This is a genomic window from Moraxella sp. CTOTU47579 (genome assembly GCF_032004885.1).
GTDB classification, from domain to species: domain Bacteria; phylum Pseudomonadota; class Gammaproteobacteria; order Pseudomonadales; family Moraxellaceae; genus Faucicola; species Faucicola tetraodonis.
Genome location: NZ_DALZOJ010000004.1, coordinates 121350 through 139450 on the forward strand (window position 1 = coordinate 121350; position 18101 = coordinate 139450).

At 44.3% G+C, this 18101-nt stretch carries 16 protein-coding genes; 11 read left to right on the forward strand and 5 right to left on the reverse strand.

Annotated elements, in window-relative coordinates; translation table 11 throughout:
* The first annotated feature begins 309 nt into the window (after positions 1 to 309).
* Complete coding sequence (locus RTP55_RS04245) at positions 310 to 819, forward strand: hypothetical protein (protein ID WP_144917381.1); 510 nt, start codon at positions 310 to 312, stop codon at positions 817 to 819.
* A gap of 79 nt (positions 820 to 898) precedes the next feature.
* Here the strand turns inward: RTP55_RS04245 and RTP55_RS04250 are convergent, their stop codons facing one another.
* Complete coding sequence (locus tag RTP55_RS04250; RefSeq protein ID WP_312384434.1) at positions 899 to 1957, reverse strand: ABC transporter substrate-binding protein; 1059 nt, start codon at positions 1955 to 1957, stop codon at positions 899 to 901.
* A 454-nt stretch (positions 1958 to 2411) separates the two neighbouring features.
* Here RTP55_RS04250 and RTP55_RS04255 point away from each other — a divergent pair, with 454 nt between their 5' ends.
* The gene (locus RTP55_RS04255) at positions 2412 to 2573 is read left to right on the forward strand and encodes a hypothetical protein (RefSeq protein ID WP_156652031.1); all 162 of its coding nucleotides are present in this window, start codon (positions 2412 to 2414) and stop codon (positions 2571 to 2573) included.
* Positions 2574 to 2721: 148 nt separating this feature from the next.
* Here the strand turns inward: RTP55_RS04255 and metG are convergent, their stop codons facing one another.
* Entirely contained in the window at positions 2722 to 4833 is a 2112-nt protein-coding gene (gene metG, locus RTP55_RS04260) for a methionine--tRNA ligase (protein ID WP_060994795.1), read from the reverse strand.
* A gap of 212 nt (positions 4834 to 5045) precedes the next feature.
* Between metG and apbC the strand changes: the two genes are divergently transcribed.
* Entirely contained in the window at positions 5046 to 6272 is a 1227-nt protein-coding gene (gene apbC / locus RTP55_RS04265; protein ID WP_203171658.1) for an iron-sulfur cluster carrier protein ApbC, read from the forward strand.
* 123 nt (positions 6273 to 6395) lie between these two features.
* Positions 6396 to 7205 carry a cation efflux transmembrane domain-containing protein gene (locus RTP55_RS04270; protein ID WP_219331000.1) on the forward strand — a complete coding sequence of 270 codons (810 nt, stop codon included), beginning with the start codon at positions 6396 to 6398 and terminating at the stop codon, positions 7203 to 7205.
* A 39-nt stretch (positions 7206 to 7244) separates the two neighbouring features.
* Here RTP55_RS04270 and RTP55_RS04275 read toward each other — a convergent pair whose 3' ends face one another.
* The 3 genes from RTP55_RS04275 to RTP55_RS04285 form a co-directional block, all read right to left on the reverse strand.
* Positions 7245 to 8570 carry an LD-carboxypeptidase gene (locus RTP55_RS04275; RefSeq protein ID WP_312384442.1) on the reverse strand — a complete coding sequence of 442 codons (1326 nt, stop codon included), beginning with the start codon at positions 8568 to 8570 and terminating at the stop codon, positions 7245 to 7247.
* 61 nt (positions 8571 to 8631) lie between these two features.
* On the reverse strand, positions 8632 to 8919 hold the full coding sequence (locus tag RTP55_RS04280; RefSeq protein ID WP_060994799.1) for a hypothetical protein: 288 nt from the start codon (positions 8917 to 8919) through the stop codon (positions 8632 to 8634).
* A 110-nt stretch (positions 8920 to 9029) separates the two neighbouring features.
* Entirely contained in the window at positions 9030 to 9575 is a 546-nt protein-coding gene (locus RTP55_RS04285) for a hypothetical protein (RefSeq protein ID WP_065252415.1), read from the reverse strand.
* 137 nt (positions 9576 to 9712) lie between these two features.
* Between RTP55_RS04285 and dnaQ the strand changes: the two genes are divergently transcribed.
* The 7 genes from dnaQ (at position 9713) to RTP55_RS04320 (ending at position 18022) form a co-directional block, all read left to right on the forward strand.
* The gene (gene dnaQ / locus RTP55_RS04290; RefSeq protein WP_312384447.1) at positions 9713 to 11410 is read left to right on the forward strand and encodes a DNA polymerase III subunit epsilon; all 1698 of its coding nucleotides are present in this window, start codon (positions 9713 to 9715) and stop codon (positions 11408 to 11410) included.
* 193 nt (positions 11411 to 11603) lie between these two features.
* Positions 11604 to 13295, forward strand: coding sequence for a hypothetical protein (locus RTP55_RS04295; RefSeq protein WP_312384450.1), 1692 nt, complete (start codon positions 11604 to 11606; stop codon positions 13293 to 13295).
* 18 nt (positions 13296 to 13313) lie between these two features.
* Positions 13314 to 14132, forward strand: a complete 819-nt coding sequence (gene nudC / locus RTP55_RS04300) for an NAD(+) diphosphatase (protein ID WP_312384453.1) — start codon at positions 13314 to 13316, stop codon at positions 14130 to 14132.
* 117 nt (positions 14133 to 14249) lie between these two features.
* Complete coding sequence (locus RTP55_RS04305; RefSeq protein ID WP_312384455.1) at positions 14250 to 15059, forward strand: RnfABCDGE type electron transport complex subunit B; 810 nt, start codon at positions 14250 to 14252, stop codon at positions 15057 to 15059.
* An 81-nt stretch (positions 15060 to 15140) separates the two neighbouring features.
* Positions 15141 to 15785 (forward strand): endonuclease III, encoded by a 645-nt coding sequence (nth, locus tag RTP55_RS04310; RefSeq protein ID WP_076774650.1) that lies wholly within the window; start codon positions 15141 to 15143, stop codon positions 15783 to 15785.
* A 199-nt stretch (positions 15786 to 15984) separates the two neighbouring features.
* Positions 15985 to 16518 (forward strand): inorganic diphosphatase, encoded by a 534-nt coding sequence (locus RTP55_RS04315; RefSeq protein ID WP_060994803.1) that lies wholly within the window; start codon positions 15985 to 15987, stop codon positions 16516 to 16518.
* Between the two features lie 130 nt (positions 16519 to 16648).
* The gene (locus tag RTP55_RS04320) at positions 16649 to 18022 is read left to right on the forward strand and encodes a 3-deoxy-D-manno-octulosonic acid transferase (RefSeq protein WP_312384458.1); all 1374 of its coding nucleotides are present in this window, start codon (positions 16649 to 16651) and stop codon (positions 18020 to 18022) included.
* The last annotated feature ends 79 nt before the right edge of the window (positions 18023 to 18101 follow it).

An 18101-nucleotide genomic window follows, 5' to 3' on the forward strand; every position in this document is an offset into this window, starting at 1 on the left:
CATTTTATCAGCTAATTTTGCAGTCGCATAGCGTTATATATAGTAGCCCTAATCAAAGTTTTGGGTAACTGATTAAAAAGGCATTATCTGATAAATTCCTATAACATAACAATCTGCCTCATTTCGCTAATGTATCATTTTTCAATAATAATTCGCTAAGTCATCAGCTAACTAATAAGTCATAGCGCATTGTTTTTAAGTAGAAAGAAAATTACCACAGCATTGTCATATTAAGTTACATTTTAATTTCATAATAATATAGCTTCATACAAAATTACTTATACAAGGTACAGATAAAGGTGTATGACAATGAAAAAATCGACATTATTAACTAGCTTACTTTTAGCGGGCTCGTTCGTGGCTTCACCCGTTGTTTTGGCAGACCCCGGTCATGGTAAAGCTCAATATAAACAAGAAAAAAACTGGAAACAGCAACAAAAACACTATAAAGATGACCGCAAAGAAAACCAACGCTACAACACGAACCATGATAGAGACCGCGACAGAAGCGACAATCGATACTACGATAGTCGTACGGGTCGCTACCTAACCCACGAGCAGTATCGCCAATTGCCCCCAGGTCTGCAAAAAAATGTTGCACATGGTAAAGCGGTACCACCAGGCTGGGCAAAAAAACTAGACAGTCGTTATTACAGCGTCAAGCGATATAATGACCGTAATGTCTATGTGTTAAATAACAATGCTTATCGCCAGGCAAAGATTATCAGTCGCCCGCGCCCAGGTGAAGTTCGCCTACGTGTTGACAACCGCGTACTTGATGTCATTGAAGCGACACGTGTTATTTTAAATGTGCTTTAAATAACGCATCATTTCACTGCCCAGTTTGAAGAACCCGTCTATTTAGTTAGGCGGGTTTTTTCTTATTTACCCATAGCAATTATTTGTCAATTTTTTGCTCGGGTGTGGTATCAACGTTAATCGCACCTTTTAATAGTTCAGGATTTAGTGTTACGCCTTGTGCTTGGGCGTGTTTTGGGCTCACGTATAAAGTTAATTGGTTCATCACTTCGGGTTTAACTTGAGTGACAGGTGTACCATCCAAAATTTTGCCTACCATTTTGCCTGTGGTACGTCCAAAGTCATAATCATTGACACCGAGTGCTGCCGTAGCACCGCGGCGGACGCTAAACTCATCGGAGGCGATGATGGGAAGTTTTAACGCATTGGCTGATTGCACCATCGATTCAAATGCCGACGCCACATTATTGTCCATTGAGGTATAAATCAACTGGGCTTTGCCGCCAAGGCTATTAGTTGCCATGGCAATGTCAGTCGGACGGTTGGCTGGGATATCCACTAAGTTCATGCCACGCTTTGGTAGCGCAATGTTGAGTTTATCTCGCAGCGCTACCGAATTCATCTCACCTGCACTAAACACATAGCCAATGGATTTGGCTGACGGCATGATTTTTTGTATAAAGTCAAGCTGCGGTGCTAACGGTAATTGGCTGGATAAACCTGTGATGTTGGGCTGAGTCGGGGTGTTTTGTTGAGTAATGAGCTTGGCAGCCACAGGATCTGACACTGCTGTATAAACAATCGGTATCTCTTTGCTAGCGGCAGCCAACGACTGGGCAGTAGGGGTGGAGATTGCCACAATGGCATCAGGTTTGTCAGCAACAAATTGTTTGGATATTTGTCCTGCCGTTGCTGTATTGCCTTGTGCTGACTGAAAATTTACGGTTAGATTTTGCCCTTTGATATACCCTTCAGCAGCCAATTCATCAAGGATACCTTGGCGAATGGCATCAAGCGATGGGTGTGCCACAATCGCAGAAATGGCGATAGTTTTATTGGGTTTTTGGTTGGCAGTGGCTGAGGGTTTGCTAGCCGTGTCTGCAGCTTGCGCGGATGGTTTCTGAGGTGAGCAGGCGGCTAAAGATAATCCAACAATGGCGCAAAGAGCGGATAATTTACCGTGTGTGGTTGACAACATAGTATTCCCCAATCATCAAACTTGTTTTGTGAATCGAGTATAGTATTTCAATGTACTAGTTTGCTATAACATAAATGAAAGTTTGCTATCCTCTATACATATTATACATAAGTTTTTTTATTGTTTAGCGGTTTTTATGAACATTAGTCTTTTAAAAAAATGTTGTAAATATTGCTGTCTGAGTAGGTTTAATTACATAAAGCGCTTAATGGAAACAAAAAGACCTTAATTGAAACATAAAGAATCAAAATAATTGGATATTTCATGAAATTGTCATAATAAAATGGTATGAAAATCTTTTGATATCTTTTAGAATACAACTTCTACTCGCAGCATTATTTATCTTTTTTAAACGATTCGTTGCAGCGTTGATTAAGTTAAACATGTCTGTGCTTAGTAAAGGTAAATGATTCACAGATGGAATCATCGTACACTAACTCAACAAGGAGGCTATATGAACTCATCAAACTTGATGGCAGGCGTATTAGTAGTTGGTGCTATTCTACCTTCGGCTGAAGCACCCCATTATTGCCAATATAATAAGGCAGCTAATCCAGTTAGAGCCAATCGAAAATCTATCCCCGTTCGCATCAGCGTAAGCAAAGGCGAACGTTAATCGTACGACAATATAGATTATTTGATATTTAGGATAGCTTAATAAAAAACCGCTGAAGATTATTAGCGGTTTTTTGTTGTGACCAAAAAAATGATTAAGAATGTTTCAAAATGTTTCAATTCATAGCAGTCAATCCCAGTTAAGCGCATTAAGCAAGGGTCGCACCCGCAGGGATATGGTCATCTAGCGTAACCACGGTCAATTGACCCGCTTTTTCAGCCGATAAAATCATACCTTCAGAAATACCAAACTTCATTTTTCGTGGCGCAAGGTTGGTGACGCAGACCACGGTTTTGCCCACCAATTGTTCAGGGTTATAAAATTTAGCGATACCGCTAAACACATTGCGCGTTTTCACATTGCCCTGCGCATCTGTCTCACCCACATCTAGGGTAAATTGCAGCAATTTATCTGCACCTTCCACGTTGTTGCAAGCTAGTACTTTTGCTACGGTCATGGTGACTTTGGCGAAGTCATCGATACCAATCAATGCTGTATCGCCAGTGGGTTGTTCGCTAGCGGCGGCTTTGGCTTTGCTCGTGCCCGCTTGCCCATTTGCTGGTTGATTGGCGATAGCAGGCTGTTTGTTTAAATCTTCTTTTGAGGCGTCCACCATCGCAGCCACTTTATCTTTGTCAACACGCTGCATCAATGGGGTAAAGGCGTTGATGGTATGCCCGACCAATAACGCATGACGGCTATCAAAGTCTAAGCTGTCAACATTGAGAAAAATTCGTGCTTTTTCACACATCAATGGCAATACCGGGGCAAGATAAACCACTAATTGACGGAAGATATTAAGCGCGACGGTACACACCGCTTGTACTTCGGCTTGTTGACCTTCAACTTTGTTGAGTGCCCACGGTTTTTTGTCATCAATGTACTCATTGGCTTTGTCTGCGCACGCCATAATCAGACGCATGGCTTTGCTAAATTCCCGCGATTCATAAGCGGCAGCGATGTCTTCGCCCGCATCAATGATTTGTTGCACCAAAGCAGGCTCGCTGATTGTCAGTGCCAGTTTACTACCATGATTTTTATGGATAAATCCTGCACAGCGGCTGGCGATATTGACGACTTTACCCACCAAGTCTGAATTGACTTTTTGCATGAAGTCTTCAAGATCCAGATTGATATCTTCGACACTGGCTGATAATTTGCTAGCAAAGTAATAACGCAAGTATTCAGGATCAAGGTTTTGTAAGTAGGTATCGGCTTTGATAAAGGTGCCGCGAGATTTACTCATTTTCTCGCCATTGACGGTCAAAAAGCCATGCGCGTTGATAGCAGTGGGTGTTCTAAATCCTGCGCCTTCAAGCATGGCCGGCCAAAACAGGGCATGGAAATACACAATATCTTTACCGATAAAGTGATAAACTTCGGTGTTGTTATGATTTTCTTTTGACCAATAGTCATCAAAATTTAAGCCTAACTGCGCACCTTGTTGATCACACAAGTTTTTGAAACTTGCCATATAACCCACAGGCGCATCGAGCCACACATAAAAATACTTGTCTGGTTCACTGGCTGGGGTGTTTGGGATTTTAAAGCCAAAATACGGCGCATCGCGGCTGATATCCCAGCTGGCAAGCCCTGCATCAAACCATTCTTGTAATTTGTTGGCGATAGAGGTTTGCAGGCGACCTTCTTTACGCGTCCAGTTTTGCAAAAATTCGCTAAAGTTTGGCAGGTTAAAGAAATAATGGATGGATGATTTTAAAACAGGCGTTGCACCTGAAAGCGTTGAGTAAGGGTTCTTGAGTTCGGTGGCATTGTAGGTCGTGCCGCAGACTTCGCAGTTATCGCCGTATTGGTCTTTTGCGCCACATTTTGGGCATTCGCCTTTGACAAAACGGTCTGCCAAAAACAAGCCTTTTTCTGGGTCATACAGCTGTTCAACTGCTTTGTGCGAGATATGACCGTTTTCATACAAGCGATTATAAATCAGCTGAGAGTAATGCTCATTTTCTGGGCTATGGGTTGAGTAGTAGTTGTCAAAATCAACCAAAAATCCCGCAAAATCTTTTTCATGGGAGGCTTTGACATCGGCAATTTGCTCTTCAGGGGTGACACCGTTGGCTTCTGCTTTGAGCATAATCGCTGTGCCATGGGCATCATCGGCACACACATAGGTCGCTTGATGACCCAGTGATTTCATGGCGCGTACCCAAATATCGGTCTGGATGTACTCAACCAAATGCCCCAAATGAATCGGACCATTGGCATAGGGTAGGGCGCTAGTAACTAAAATTTTTCTCACAATACACCTGTTATTGATTTGTTTAAAAAAATGTCATTATTGCTGTATGATAGCTTAAATCGCATCATTTCCCAACCAATGGGCATCAATCAAACAAGAAAAATTACTTTTCACACAGATATGTTCAATCTGTCTCTGTGAAAATTGGCAATAAACCCCACTTAACAGGGGTTAAAATCGTTAAAATTACAACATTGGGGTAAGCAACTATCATGTTTAACTTTATCAAACCAAAAACCGTGGCGACAGTGGATGAATCCACGCTTAATCAGTTATTTGATGACTATCGCGTCAATAACCAGCCAATTCGCCAGTATGTCAAAGGGGTTAAACAGCAAGGTAATAGTCTGACATTGGATTTGCGCTTGCCCGATGACTGCAATCCTGAACAAATCCATCATGATTTGAGCCAAAAGCTACATATTCATGGGGTCAGTGAAGTGAATATGAATATTACCTTGTTTGACAGCACTACTGCGCCAAAACCTACGACCAAAGGTAGTGGCTCAACCCTACCCAAAACCACCAATGCCATGCCACCCGTCACTCAGGCCGCGCCACAAAGTGACAAATTAGTCACAGAAACCCCTGAACCTGCGATTGCCAAAAAAGCCACCACCCAAGCTGAATTAACACCGCATCCACGTATCGAGCATATTATTGTGGTGGCTTCGGGCAAAGGCGGCGTTGGTAAATCGACGACGACAGTGAATATCGCCTTGGCGCTGCAAAAATTGGGCAAACGCGTGGGCGTGCTGGATGCCGATATCTACGGCCCCAGTATTCCAAGTATGCTTGGCGTGGCAGGTCAGCAGCCGCAGCTCGAGCATGAGCAATTCGTACCGATTGCCGCGCAAGGCATACCGATGCTATCTATCGGTAGCTTGTTGAGTGATGACACCACCCCGATTGCTTGGCGCGGTGCCAAAGCCACAGGCGCACTGATGCAACTTTACAACCAAACCAACTGGCCAAATCTTGATTATTTGGTGATTGATATGCCACCTGGGACGGGGGATATTCAGTTGACGCTCGCCCAGCGTATTCCTGTGACCGGTGCGGTGATTGTGACCACCCCGCAGCATATTGCCTTGCTAGATGCGCAAAAAGGCATTGAGATGTTCCGCAAAACCCATATCCCTGTGCTGGGCGTGGTAGAAAATATGGCACTGCATACTTGTAGCAGCTGTGGGCATACCGAAGCGATTTTTGGCGAAGGCGGCGGAGATAAAATGGCAGCACAGTATCAAGTGCCGCTGCTGGGTCAATTACCACTGGCAAAAGGCATCCGCGAGCAAGCCGATAAGGGCGAGCCATCCGTCATTGCCAATCAAGGCGCAGGCGATGAATTTGCCGACTATTATCTCAATATCGCTAAAAATATCGAAGCCAATATCGCCAAATTTGCCAAAACGCATGACAATAACCGGATTTTCTAAATTGAAATCTGATAGTCAATGCGAGCGTATTTGAAAAATTACAAGCCTGTTTGCATGTTAAAATTCAAACAGGTTTTAAAATAATATAAGCCCCAATTAACCATGTCTTCAATTAGATGAGTTATGCAAAAAACGCTATTTAAAATTGCTAAAATGGATTGCCCATCTGAAGAGCAAATGATTCGGATGGCATTAGCGCCCAATACCCGAATTCACTCGCTAGCCTTTGATATTGCCAATCGTCAGATGACAGTAATTCACGAAGGCGATGCTGCCGTGATATTGCAGCAACTACAGCCGCTAAATATTGACAGTTCTATCATTGGCTCGGAACTCACCCAAGTGACTGATGCAGCCAATAGCAAAACTAGCAACGATCACCAACAAAGCAAATTGTTATGGCAAGTGCTTGCTATTAACTTGCTGTTCTTTATCATAGAATCCGTGAGTGGTTGGCTAAGCGGCTCGATGGGATTGGTCGCTGATAGTCTAGATATGCTTGCCGATAGCTTCGTGTATGGGTTAGCGTTGTTTGCCGTAGGTCATTCGCTGCAAACCAAACAGCTGACTGCTAAGGTCGCAGGTGTGTTGCAGTTACTGCTTGCTGTAGCGGGATTGATGGAAGTGGTGCGTCGATTTTTAGGTGCAGAGACGATACCAAATTTTGCGATGATGATAGGTATCTCGATGTTGGCGTTACTCGGTAATGCTTTATGTCTATATCTACTTCAGAAAAGTAGAAGTAAAGACGTACATATGCAAGCCAGTATGATATTCACGTCCAATGATGTGATTGTCAACTTAGGTGTCATCTTGACTGGGGTGTTAACGTGGTTTACCCAGTCGCGCTATCCCGATCTGTTGATTGGGCTCTTGGTCTTTGCCTTGGTCGCCAGTGGCGCGGTTAAAATTTTACGTTTGTCTAACAATTAATCTTGCAAGTAAAAAGGCAAGCAATCTGCCGAAAATACGTTAGACGAATAATTTAGTTAAGTCCAAATTGCCAAAGTTTGCATCGGTTTTAAGATGATAAAACTGGTTGAATGTCGCTTGATAGCCACTACCGACATTGTCAAGTGTGACAGGCACACCGAGCGGAAAATTAATGCGTCTTGCCACATGCCCAAAGGGGAAATCGGTGTAGATGGGTCGCCCTGTGGTTTGTTGGATGGTACGGATGACGGTATCAAAAGTGTAATCACCATTGTAAGCATCACTGATGCCGCTAAAATTAAATTTGCCCAACACAATTGCCTGCTGTTTTGCCACAATACCTGATAACACCAAGGTTTGTAGCATACGCTCGATACGGTAAGGCTGCTCACCGGTATCTTCCAAAAATAAAATCCCATTGTCAACAGTTGGCATATACGGCGTGCCCACCATTGCAGATAACACGCTAAGATTACCGCCCCATAAGGTGCCTTTTATCGGCTTAGCCAAAGGACGCGCAGTGTCACGATAAAGCTGAGCTTCTGGCACTTGGATACGTAGCTGGTTTTGGGTACAAAGATTGATAAAACTTTGGATGGTATCGGTATTCACCTCTGTTTTGCCAAAGTCACTACTGAGCATTGCCCCTGCCACATAGGGGAGATGACCTTTGGCGTACATGGCAAGCTGCAAGGCAGTAAAATCACTAAAACCCATCAGTAGTGTGCCACGCTCTTTGAGTTTTTGCGTCAGCATTCGCCACTGCTGATCACTTAGTTTGTTGAGCAAACGCATCGCGCCATAGCCGCCACGCACGCCGAGTAATATCTTAGGCAGCTCATGTACAGGTCGATTAAGTAAGGCGGTAATATCGTCCAAGCGCTCACTGTCTGAACCTGCAAAGCGCAAATAACGTCGGCTAATCACTTCTGGATTGTCGATATAAAATCCCGCTTGGGTGAGTCGGTGAATCGCCAGTAAGTTACGCTGTTCATCACTACCAAATCCCGATGGCGCTACCAAATGGAGGTGGACACCGCGACCTTTGAGGGCTTCACAATTGGCTTTGATGGTCGCAAAGTCCCATTGGGGCCATTGGGGATTGATGGGCAATGTTTCCATGGGCGTATTGCCATTGGGCATAGCGCTTGGCTCGCCAAAAGCCATGTTATTAGGGTCATTGTTTGACCCATACCGCTGTGAAGGTTGGCTAATCACTTGCCCGCTAATGGTCAAATCCGCTTTTGCACCCGTTACCGTCGCTGCCGATAGCGCTATCCCTGTTTTTAGCAGTCGGCGCCGCGTCAAGCCAGCCAAGTGGGTGGTAGTCATGGGGGCGTGAGTATTCGCCGTTTTTTGAGACATTTTATTATCCAAACAAATTCATCGACTTACAAAAAATCATGGTTCAACTAATCGGGTATGTTTAATCCGGTAGATTCATCTTATTGTTGGTATCTGCCGAAATACCATAGTAAAAGACCCCTGTCGCCACCAAACTCGATACCAACACAAACATCATATCAAGCGCAGCTTTGTGCATAACATATAAATTCAATAGCGCAAAGACCACGAGCGCGACCACAAAAAAAATCGCCGTGTATTGCCATTTTTTATCAGTTGGGATGGCGGCGTCTTTGTAGTGAAAATGACGGATACTAAAGCCACTAGTGTATGCCACTAAGCCTAGCACTAACCATGCAAAAAAATTCATCGCTTATTCTCTATTAATCGTTTGGGTTAAAATTTGGATGAGATATATTAATTCAAGCATAAAATCAAGCATCAAATCAAGCTCATCAAATCAAGCAGCGACTCAGGTGATTAAAGTTTGGTGGTTTGCTCGCATGCCACTTTATAGACCGTATTACTACCTTTGTAGATATAACCCAGATACGGGCTGTCAAATTGCGGGTTTAGGCTTGCAAAACTATCGGTGATTTTGGCGAGCACAAACACGCGGTCGGGACGGGCGATGACTTTTTCTAAGTATTGATGTTCATCGGCTTTGATGTCAAAGTATTTTTGTATATCTGGGCTGTCTGTTGCGATGACTTGCATGGCTTCAGGCTTGTCCCAATTTTTGCTGGGGTCGTTAAACTCGCGCATTTGCATGGCATAGTTGTCACCATTTTTAATGATTTTGATTTGGGCAGGTTCTGTATGGCTGACTGTGTAACAACCCACAAACACATCATCGCTAGCGGCAGGTTGTGATAACGCTGGCGACGGTTTTGCGTCATCGCTGCTAGTCGTTGCAGGGGATTGGGGCTTGTTACAAGCTGCCAAATTTAGGCTTATCGCACAGACCATAGCCATACCCACCTTGGTCAACACAGCTGACACGAGCGCACGAGATTTTTTTTGCATAGACGTCCTTTACAACCAGCAGATAGCAACTATAAGCGGTTATTATAGACGTTTTGGCATGGCTTTTTATGCTTTTTTTTCTTATACTGAGGGCTATTTTTTTTGATTGTTTTGCTGTTTTATATGGGTTGTTATCTATGTCAAATCATGCCTTAACGCCCCTTGTGGGTCGAACCCTTGCTTACACTGATGGCGCCTGCCGTGGCAATCCTGGTAAAGGGGGCTTTGGCGCTGTGGTGATTTTACCGACGGGTGAGCAAATTGATATTTGCGGGGGTGAGGCACATACCACCAACAACCGCATGGAGCTGATGGGGGCGATTGCCGCACTGGAAAATAGCCCAAAAGCGTTACCGATTCAAATCTGGTCAGATTCTAGCTATGTCATCAAAGGTATCAGCGAATGGCTGGCAGGGTGGAAAAAGAAACATTGGAAAAATGTCAAAAATGTGGAATTATGGCAGCGACTTGATGGGCTGTGCCAGCAGCGACAAATTGACTGGCAATGGGTCAAAGGACATGCCGGTCATGATGGCAATGAATATGCCGATAAGCTTGCAAACCAAGGCATAGACCAACTGCCCAAAAGCTTTAACAAAGTGATTAAAAATCCACCCAATCCTACCACTGATTTAGATGTTAAATCGGATTTTAGTGATAAAAACCCTGATTTTGATAGTAAAAAAAAAGACCCGCCCATGAACCCAATGTCAACCGATAACAACCCAGTCCTCACTCACTCAGCGTTAACCCGCGATTTTAGCGATACGTCTTTTGATGACGCGCAAGACATGGCGTTTGCCGACAATGAGATGATGGGTGATATCTTTTTGCAGGCACTTGACGGTGAACCCGCCGCAAGCACTATTCAAACAAGCACTACCCAAACCAGCCATGCTCAAGCTATCCATACTCAAACTAGCATCGATGTATCAACTCAGTCATCGTTAGGGGGAGAGCTGACCCACTCGCCAATAAGTGCTAACCCACATTTTGCGGTGTTCACCAACCCACAAGGGCAATTTGTCGCACAAGATGACAGCTTGATTGCTCAGCGTCCAGCGTTTAATGGTATTACCAGTCAGCCCAACCCGACCTTTATACCTTTATTACCCATCGCCAAACACAAAGGTACTGCCAATCGTCAGCTGATTCTCGATACTGAGACCACAGGGTTTGAAGCACAAAATGGTGACCGTATCATTGAGGTCGGTATCGTTGAGATGATTAATCGACGTTTTACCGGTGAAAAACTGCATGTCTATATCAACCCAAAAATTGAGATGGGTGAGGAAGTCATTCGCGTTCATGGCATTCACAATGTGTTTTTAAATGATATGCCCGTGTTTGAGCAAGTTGGTGAAGCGATTTATGACTTTTTGCAAGGCGCAGAACTCATCGCGCATAATGCAGGGTTTGACATGAGCTTTTTGCAAGCTGAGTTTGCGCGACTTGGCTTGCCAGATATTAACCAAGCCGTCACCGTGACAGACAGCCTTGCCATCGCCAAACGCATGTTCGCAGGGCAGCGCAATACCTTGGATGCGCTAGTTAAACGTCTCAATGTCGGTAAACAAGACCGTACCTTCCACGGGGCGTTACTTGATGCCGAGATTTTAGCGGAAGTGTATCTGGCGATGACAGGTGGACAGGTAGCATTAGCCATCGATGATGATGTCGGCGGCGGTGTCGGCGGCGCAACTGAGCATCAGCGTTTTAGCACGACTATCAAGCGCTTTTTAGCAAGTAGTGACGCTGAGCAGGCGCATCTTGAATGGCTTAACGCCTTAAAAGATAACAACCCACAGCTGGCTGAAAACTGGGCGAGTATTTAACAATAAACAATGCCTCATTAAATTTTGTAAAAGCATTTTTTTGATGGGCAAAATTTCATGATAAAGTGTAATTATTGTGCTGGTATTAACACTTTGACATAGACACTGGCATAGGGACGTCTTACAATAATCAGCAATAAGCGTAGCTGTCATTTTACCTTTATCAACTTAAAGTCATTTTGGATAAAAAAACATGAGTCTGCCAAGTCCTAACTCACAAAAACTAACGGCCACCAATTTTGATTTGCCTTCATTGCATTTATTAAGACCTGAGATTGCCGTGACGCTACACGATGCCGAGATGCATTTAAGTGAGTTTAATGACGACAGTAGTCAAGCGCCTTTGCTACTTGATTCCGTGGATACCTTGGCGCAATTGGCAAAAGTACTGCGGTTGATTCAATTAGAGGAAGGGTATGAACTTGCCAATAGTCTATCGGCAGGACTGCAAAAACTCTATGACGAGCGTGACCAAGCCAACCGTGACAAAGCCAGCAATGATATGATAATGGATGTGTCAGAAGGCATCATGACATTGGCGCGTTATATCGAGTTTGTATTACTTAAAGAGACCATTGAACCTTCGTTGTTGTTGCCGATTATCAATCAACTTCACAGCGATTTGAATCAGCCAGCGCTGCAGCTATCAGCGTTAACTGGCCACAAAAACAGCAGCATCGCGATTGCCAACCCGGAACAAAATTACCAACCGTTAAAATCACTCGGCATTGACCCAAAAAAATTAGTGGAAGCTTATCGCGCAGGTCTGAGCGTGGCGCTCACCGCACAAAGCAATCAATTATCGCCAAAAGAGCGAGGAAAACTCAAAGCCATGCAAGCTGCGTGTGAAATGGTTTCAAAACGTACCGATAGTTTGTTTTGGCATGCCGCTGATGCGGCGGTATCAGATTTGGCAGAGGTATTACCGCTTAGTAACTTGCAAAAGCGCGCGCTGATTTTTGTTGAACAACAATTTAATGACTATCTGCCTGTCAATGATTCTCGTTTTGCTGATTTGGTGCAGTTTGCCAGCTCAAGAGATAGCCAGCTTGCCCTGCAAGTTCAGCGCAAATTCTCGGCCAATACCTTAAACGAAACCCAGTTAACAGCCATGCGTCGCTTCTTATTTGGACCTGACTGTGAAGCGACCAGTACGCTTAACCAGCTCATCCAGCAAGAAATCGATTTGATTAAATCTGCCAGTGACAGTTATGCCCGCCAAGTTAATCTCAATTCAAGTACAGATGAGATTGATAGCATGGCCCAGCGTTTGCATGATTTAAGTAATGTGTTTAAAACCTTAAATTTAAATGAGGTTAGTGCGGCACTGAATCAACAAACTGGCAAAGTAAAAACTTGGACGCAGCCAACGCCTAATGATTTTGATGGCTTGCTTGGCACTTTAATGATGGCGGAAAATGCGGCGATTAACCTGGCAAAATCACATACCCCAGGTGCGGTGACATTGCCCGTGTACAACCAGACTATTTCGCTACATCAAATCGAAACGGCTCACAACACGCTAGTCCAAGAAAGCCGTACCGCGATTGCCACCATTGAAACTGCGCTCAATGATTATCTAAATGACGCCGACAAAGATATTCTACATATCACGCCTGTGCCTGATATGATGCGCGCTATCTCGGGTGCTTGCTTATTTTTAAACTTACCTCGACAAAGCCAACTGCTCAAACACGCTGCTACAGTGCTACAAAACTTAATCGAGCAACACGGTCGCGAGTTGTCAGAGCATGAGCTTGCTAAAATTGCCGATATTGTGATGTCAGCAGATTATTATCTAGAAAGTCTTGAAACGAACAAACCCGCAGGCAACCATGCAATGTATGTCGGCTATCGCAGCTTACAACACATGCTTGTGGCTTAAAGTAATTTGGTAACCAATATGACCGCATTACACCATGATTTACTTATATGTGATAACGATATGTTCGCCTGTATAGGCGGACTTCCTTTTTTTTATCGTTGTGAGGACGTGCCCGCTCAGGCCGTTAAAGTGGACACAGATGAGGCAGGCAACAGTATTTATGCCGTTGCCCATCAAGATATCGACTTGTCACAATTGCCAGAAGAAATTACAGGACAGATTGAGTTTTTGCGCTTTCGACATCTGATTGGCAGCCTTGATGCGCTACAAACCAACCAATTAGCCAAAGCCATGCAGTTGTTACGCTTTCGTCAAGATCATCAGTTTTGTAGCCGCTGTGGTACGCCCACGGAGTTACACCTCATTGAAAATGCCACCGTTTGCCCTAGCTGCCATTATCACCAATATCCCAGAGTGCAGCCTTGTATCATCACCGCCATCATCAAAACTACCGCAAACAAACCGCAGATTTTGTTAGCGCATCATCTACGGGCGACCGATAGCAAAATGTATACCGTGCTGGCAGGTTTTGTGGAAGTGGGTGAGAGCTTAGAGCAATGCGTGCATCGTGAAGTGATGGAAGAGGTAGGATTATCTGTCAGCAATTTGCGCTATTTTGGCAGCCAACCGTGGCCTTTTCCTAGCAATTTAATGGTAGGCTTTATTGCAGAATACCAAAGTGGCGATATCACCATAGATAACAATGAGCTGATGGATGCCCAATTTTTTGATGTAGATAGTTTAGATGAAAACGGCCCTGTCATTCCGCCAAAAGGCACGATTGCTTACCAACTGATCGAATGGGTCAAACAGCATTACCAATCTAAAACAGATTGATTAAGTGATTTGTCTTGATGATTTGTCTTGATGATTTGTATTGATAGGTTATAGGCGAAATAGGCATGAGCTATGGTAAAATACACATTAATGATTATAGTGAATAAAAATTGAGCCATGTCTGATTGCCAACCTGTTTTCAAGGTACCCAATCTATTTAATAATTTAAACCTAAATAGCCTAAGTATCGAGCATCAACGATTAATACAACAAATCGACCAAGTCCTGCCGCAAACCCAATGCGGGCTATGCGGTCATCCTGAAGGCTGTCTGCCGTATGCCACCGCCATTGTCACACTGGGCGAATCGCATAACCAATGCGTGCCCGGTGGACAATCAGTTACTGACCAAATCGGCAAGTTGCTTGGGCGTATCCCACTGACAGCTGAAGCCTCAAAGTGGCAAACCGATCCCGCTACCAATCGTCCGATGGAAATGCGAGCCATCATTCGAGAAGAAGATTGCATTGGCTGTACCAAATGTATTCCTGCGTGTCCTGTCGATGCCATTATTGGCTCGGGCAAACGTATGCACACCATTTTTACCGACCTATGCACAGGCTGTGAGCTGTGTTTGCCACCCTGTCCAGTGGACTGCATCGAGCTGGTGCCCTTCACACGGTTGATGGATGACGCGACAAGGCAAACCGAACAAGACGGATTACGCGCGCGCTATTACGCGCACCTTGACCGTATCGAACGCCAAGTCAATGACAATACCAATGCCAAACCTGTGGTCAGTATGGTACAAGCCAAACTCAATGATATCAAAGTCGATATCGATGCAGCAGCGGCTAAAAACGCCATTGAAGCGGCAAAACTACGCACCCAAATCAAAAAATTAGAAAAACAACTTGCCGTACGCGCAGATGACAATAAACAAGCCTTGGTGCAAGCCTTGCAGCAGCAACTTGCGACACTGCAATAACTTAAAGAGTGCATAATGGTTGCCAACATCAAACCAAAAATCCAAGTGCCCAAAACCGCAGAGACGCCGCCCTCACGGCGTATGCCCAATAAAAACGTGTTGCCGTTTTTCCAAAAACTAGCCGCAGCCATTGAAAAACCAGAGACGGAACTGGAATATCAGAGCAACTTTGAATTGTTGATCGCGGTCATACTGTCGGCACAAGCCACCGATGTCAGTGTCAATCTGGCTACCCGTAAACTATATGCCGTTGCCAATACCCCGCAAGCAATTTTGGATTTGGGTGAAGCCGGGCTAAAAAGCTATATCAAAACCATTGGGCTATATAATAGCAAAGCCAAAAATGTGATGAAATGCTGCCAAGATTTGGTGGATAAATTTGCTAGCGAAGTACCGCAAACCCGCCACGAGCTTGAAAGCCTAGCGGGGGTAGGGCGAAAAACTGCCAATGTGGTGCTCAACACCGCCTTTGGGCAGCCCACCATGGCAGTGGATACCCATATTTTTCGTGTCGGCAATCGAACAGGCTTGGCAACGGGTAAAAATGTGCGAGAAGTGGAAGATAAACTCATCGCACGCATACCACAGGATTATATATTGGACGCGCACCATTATTTGATTTTGCATGGGCGTTATACTTGTAAAGCTAGAAGTCCCGAATGTGGCAAATGCCCGGTGTTTGACGAATGTATGTTTAAAGACAAAGCCAAGTTTATTGAAAAGTAAGTGGATTTTAATTAACACAGGATGTTAAACGACCAATTTTTTTAATTCCAAACTTGCCTATGGATATTCATAATTTCCTAGAAGTTGCGGCGGGAAAAAATAGAGAAAGCCAACAGACTTTGCTATAATCAACCCACTTTTAGGCTACTTTTTTACAAGCAGTTTTATAAACAACTTTATTAACAAAAAGGAAAAACTCATGGCAGATTTTAACCAAATTCTTGATGCGGGCGATGTTGATGGCGGCGTGATTAACGTAGTTATCGAAATTCCAGCGGGTTCAAACAACAAAATCGAATGGAACCGTAAACTTGGCGTGATGCAACTTGACCGCGTAGAGCCACAATTATTTGCCAAACCAACCAACTATGGTTTTATCCCACAAACCCTTGATGAAGATGGCGACGAATTAGACGCACTGATTATCACTGACACCCCGCTACCAACAGGTATTTTTATCGAAGCCAAAGTCATTGGCGTGATGAAATTCGTGGATGATGGTGAAGTGGATGACAAAGTGGTTGTGGTACCTGCCGACGACCGCAACAACGGTAACGCGATCAATACCCTAGCAGATTTACCACAGCAATTGATTAAACAAATCGAGTTCCATTTCAATCACTATAAAGATTTGAAAAAAGCGGGCACAACCAAAGTTGAAAGTTGGGGTGACATCGAGGAAGCCAAAGCGGTGATTAAAGAATCACAAAAACGCTGGACAGAACAAGCCTAATTGTTCGCCTTGAATTTCGCGAACCTCTAAGTTCAAAAACCCTACTTACAAAGTAGGGTTTTTATTGCTATTTAAGCCCTCGTTTTTTACAATAACGGCATTTTTTTATTAAGTTGTTTCAAGAGTCGTTATGCAAGCCACACCGTTATACTATCGTCTCGCCATGTCGCTGTTAAAGCCACTATACCAACTAAAACTTGCGAGCAAAACCACCTTGCCTAATGAAAAGCAGCAACGCTTTGGTCAAGTGTTTCCAAAGATTCATACCCGCCAGCCGATAATTTGGTGTCATGCGGTGTCCCTCGGTGAAACCAATACCGCCGAACCGATTTTAAGAGATTTGCTCGCGCAAGGCTATGCGTTGTGGGTGACCAATACCACCCATACAGGCTTTAACCGCGTCGAGCAGCTGTTTGCGCCTGAGATAGCAGCAGGTAAGGCGTACCATAGTTTTGTACCGGTCGATAGCAAAGCAGTGATTGATAAATTTTTGACCCATGTCCAACCCGTCGCCGCGTTATTTATCGAGACTGAATTGTGGGGCACCACGCTTGCTGAATTGAACAATCGTCAAATTGCCACGATTTTGGTCAATGGTCGCTTGTCTGAAAAATCTTTTAAGGGATATCAAAAAGCTGCCAAGCTTAGCCAAAGTATGATGGAGAATTTAAGCCTTATCATCGCCCAAGACAGCGATTCTGCCAAACGCTTTCGCCAATTGGGCGCTACCAGTGACAAAATCCGCATTGCCAGCTCGCTTAAATGGTCTAGTAAAACCAACCCGTTGATGCTAAGCCGTGCCGAAAAGTTACGAGAAAGTTGGAACTTGCCAGATCGCGCCGTGATTTTGGCAGCCAGCACCCATGAAGGCGAAGAATTGGCAATTTTAGACAGTTTTTTAACCGTGAAAGCCCAGTATGCCAACCGTCATCCGCTACTCATTATCGTACCACGTCATCCCGAGCGTTTTGATGATGTCGCCAAATTGATTGATTCCAAAAATTTGCCGGTGATTCGTCGTAGCCAAGATGGCGAACCTGCCAAAAACGAGAGCGTCTATCTGGCAGATAGTATGGGTGAACTTGGCGTGTGGTATGCTCTTTCAGACATTGCCATTGTCGGTGGGTCTTTGGTCAATATCGGGGGGCATAATCCGATTGAAGCAGCCATTGTCGGCAAGCCAATTATTATGGGGCAGTATACCCAATCTTGCCAACTGATTGTAGATCAGTTAAAACAAGCCGGTGCATTGGTGCAAGTCAATGGTAGTGATGAATTAACGCAGCAACTGGCTCGCTGGCTTGCCAACCCAAAAGCCGCCCAAACTGCCGGTCACGTCGGGCAAATCTTAGCAGAAAAATATCAAGATGCGACCAAGCAACAACTTGCCATGATCATGCAATGTATCGCTGATAATAAGGAACAGCTTATAAAATCAGAGATTCAAAAAATTGACCATGAACCTGTGGCGAGTGATGGTCGAAAGCTCATTGACGATCTGTAACTTATGAATTAACCATTTATATAGATTGCAAATGCAAAAATAAAAAGGACTAGCTTAGCTAGTCCTTTTTTATCAGTCA

Excerpts from the sequence above, each read along its gene's own strand:
- RTP55_RS04245 (WP_144917381.1), top strand. The coding sequence starts at position 310 with ATGAAAAAATCGACATTATTAACTAGCTTACTTTTAGCGGGCTCGTTC.
- RTP55_RS04250 (WP_312384434.1), bottom strand. The coding sequence starts at position 1,957 with ATGTTGTCAACCACACACGGTAAATTATCCGCTCTTTGCGCCATTGTT.
- RTP55_RS04255 (WP_156652031.1), top strand. The coding sequence starts at position 2,412 with ATGAACTCATCAAACTTGATGGCAGGCGTATTAGTAGTTGGTGCTATT.
- apbC (WP_203171658.1), top strand. The coding sequence starts at position 5,046 with ATGTTTAACTTTATCAAACCAAAAACCGTGGCGACAGTGGATGAATCC.
- RTP55_RS04270 (WP_219331000.1), top strand. The coding sequence starts at position 6,396 with ATGCAAAAAACGCTATTTAAAATTGCTAAAATGGATTGCCCATCTGAA.
- RTP55_RS04275 (WP_312384442.1), bottom strand. The coding sequence starts at position 8,570 with ATGTCTCAAAAAACGGCGAATACTCACGCCCCCATGACTACCACCCAC.
- RTP55_RS04280 (WP_060994799.1), bottom strand. The coding sequence starts at position 8,919 with ATGAATTTTTTTGCATGGTTAGTGCTAGGCTTAGTGGCATACACTAGT.
- RTP55_RS04285 (WP_065252415.1), bottom strand. The coding sequence starts at position 9,575 with ATGCAAAAAAAATCTCGTGCGCTCGTGTCAGCTGTGTTGACCAAGGTG.
- dnaQ (WP_312384447.1), top strand. The coding sequence starts at position 9,713 with ATGTCAAATCATGCCTTAACGCCCCTTGTGGGTCGAACCCTTGCTTAC.
- RTP55_RS04295 (WP_312384450.1), top strand. The coding sequence starts at position 11,604 with ATGAGTCTGCCAAGTCCTAACTCACAAAAACTAACGGCCACCAATTTT.
- nudC (WP_312384453.1), top strand. The coding sequence starts at position 13,314 with ATGACCGCATTACACCATGATTTACTTATATGTGATAACGATATGTTC.
- RTP55_RS04305 (WP_312384455.1), top strand. The coding sequence starts at position 14,250 with ATGTCTGATTGCCAACCTGTTTTCAAGGTACCCAATCTATTTAATAAT.
- nth (WP_076774650.1), top strand. The coding sequence starts at position 15,141 with ATGCCCAATAAAAACGTGTTGCCGTTTTTCCAAAAACTAGCCGCAGCC.
- RTP55_RS04315 (WP_060994803.1), top strand. The coding sequence starts at position 15,985 with ATGGCAGATTTTAACCAAATTCTTGATGCGGGCGATGTTGATGGCGGC.
- RTP55_RS04320 (WP_312384458.1), top strand. The coding sequence starts at position 16,649 with ATGCAAGCCACACCGTTATACTATCGTCTCGCCATGTCGCTGTTAAAG.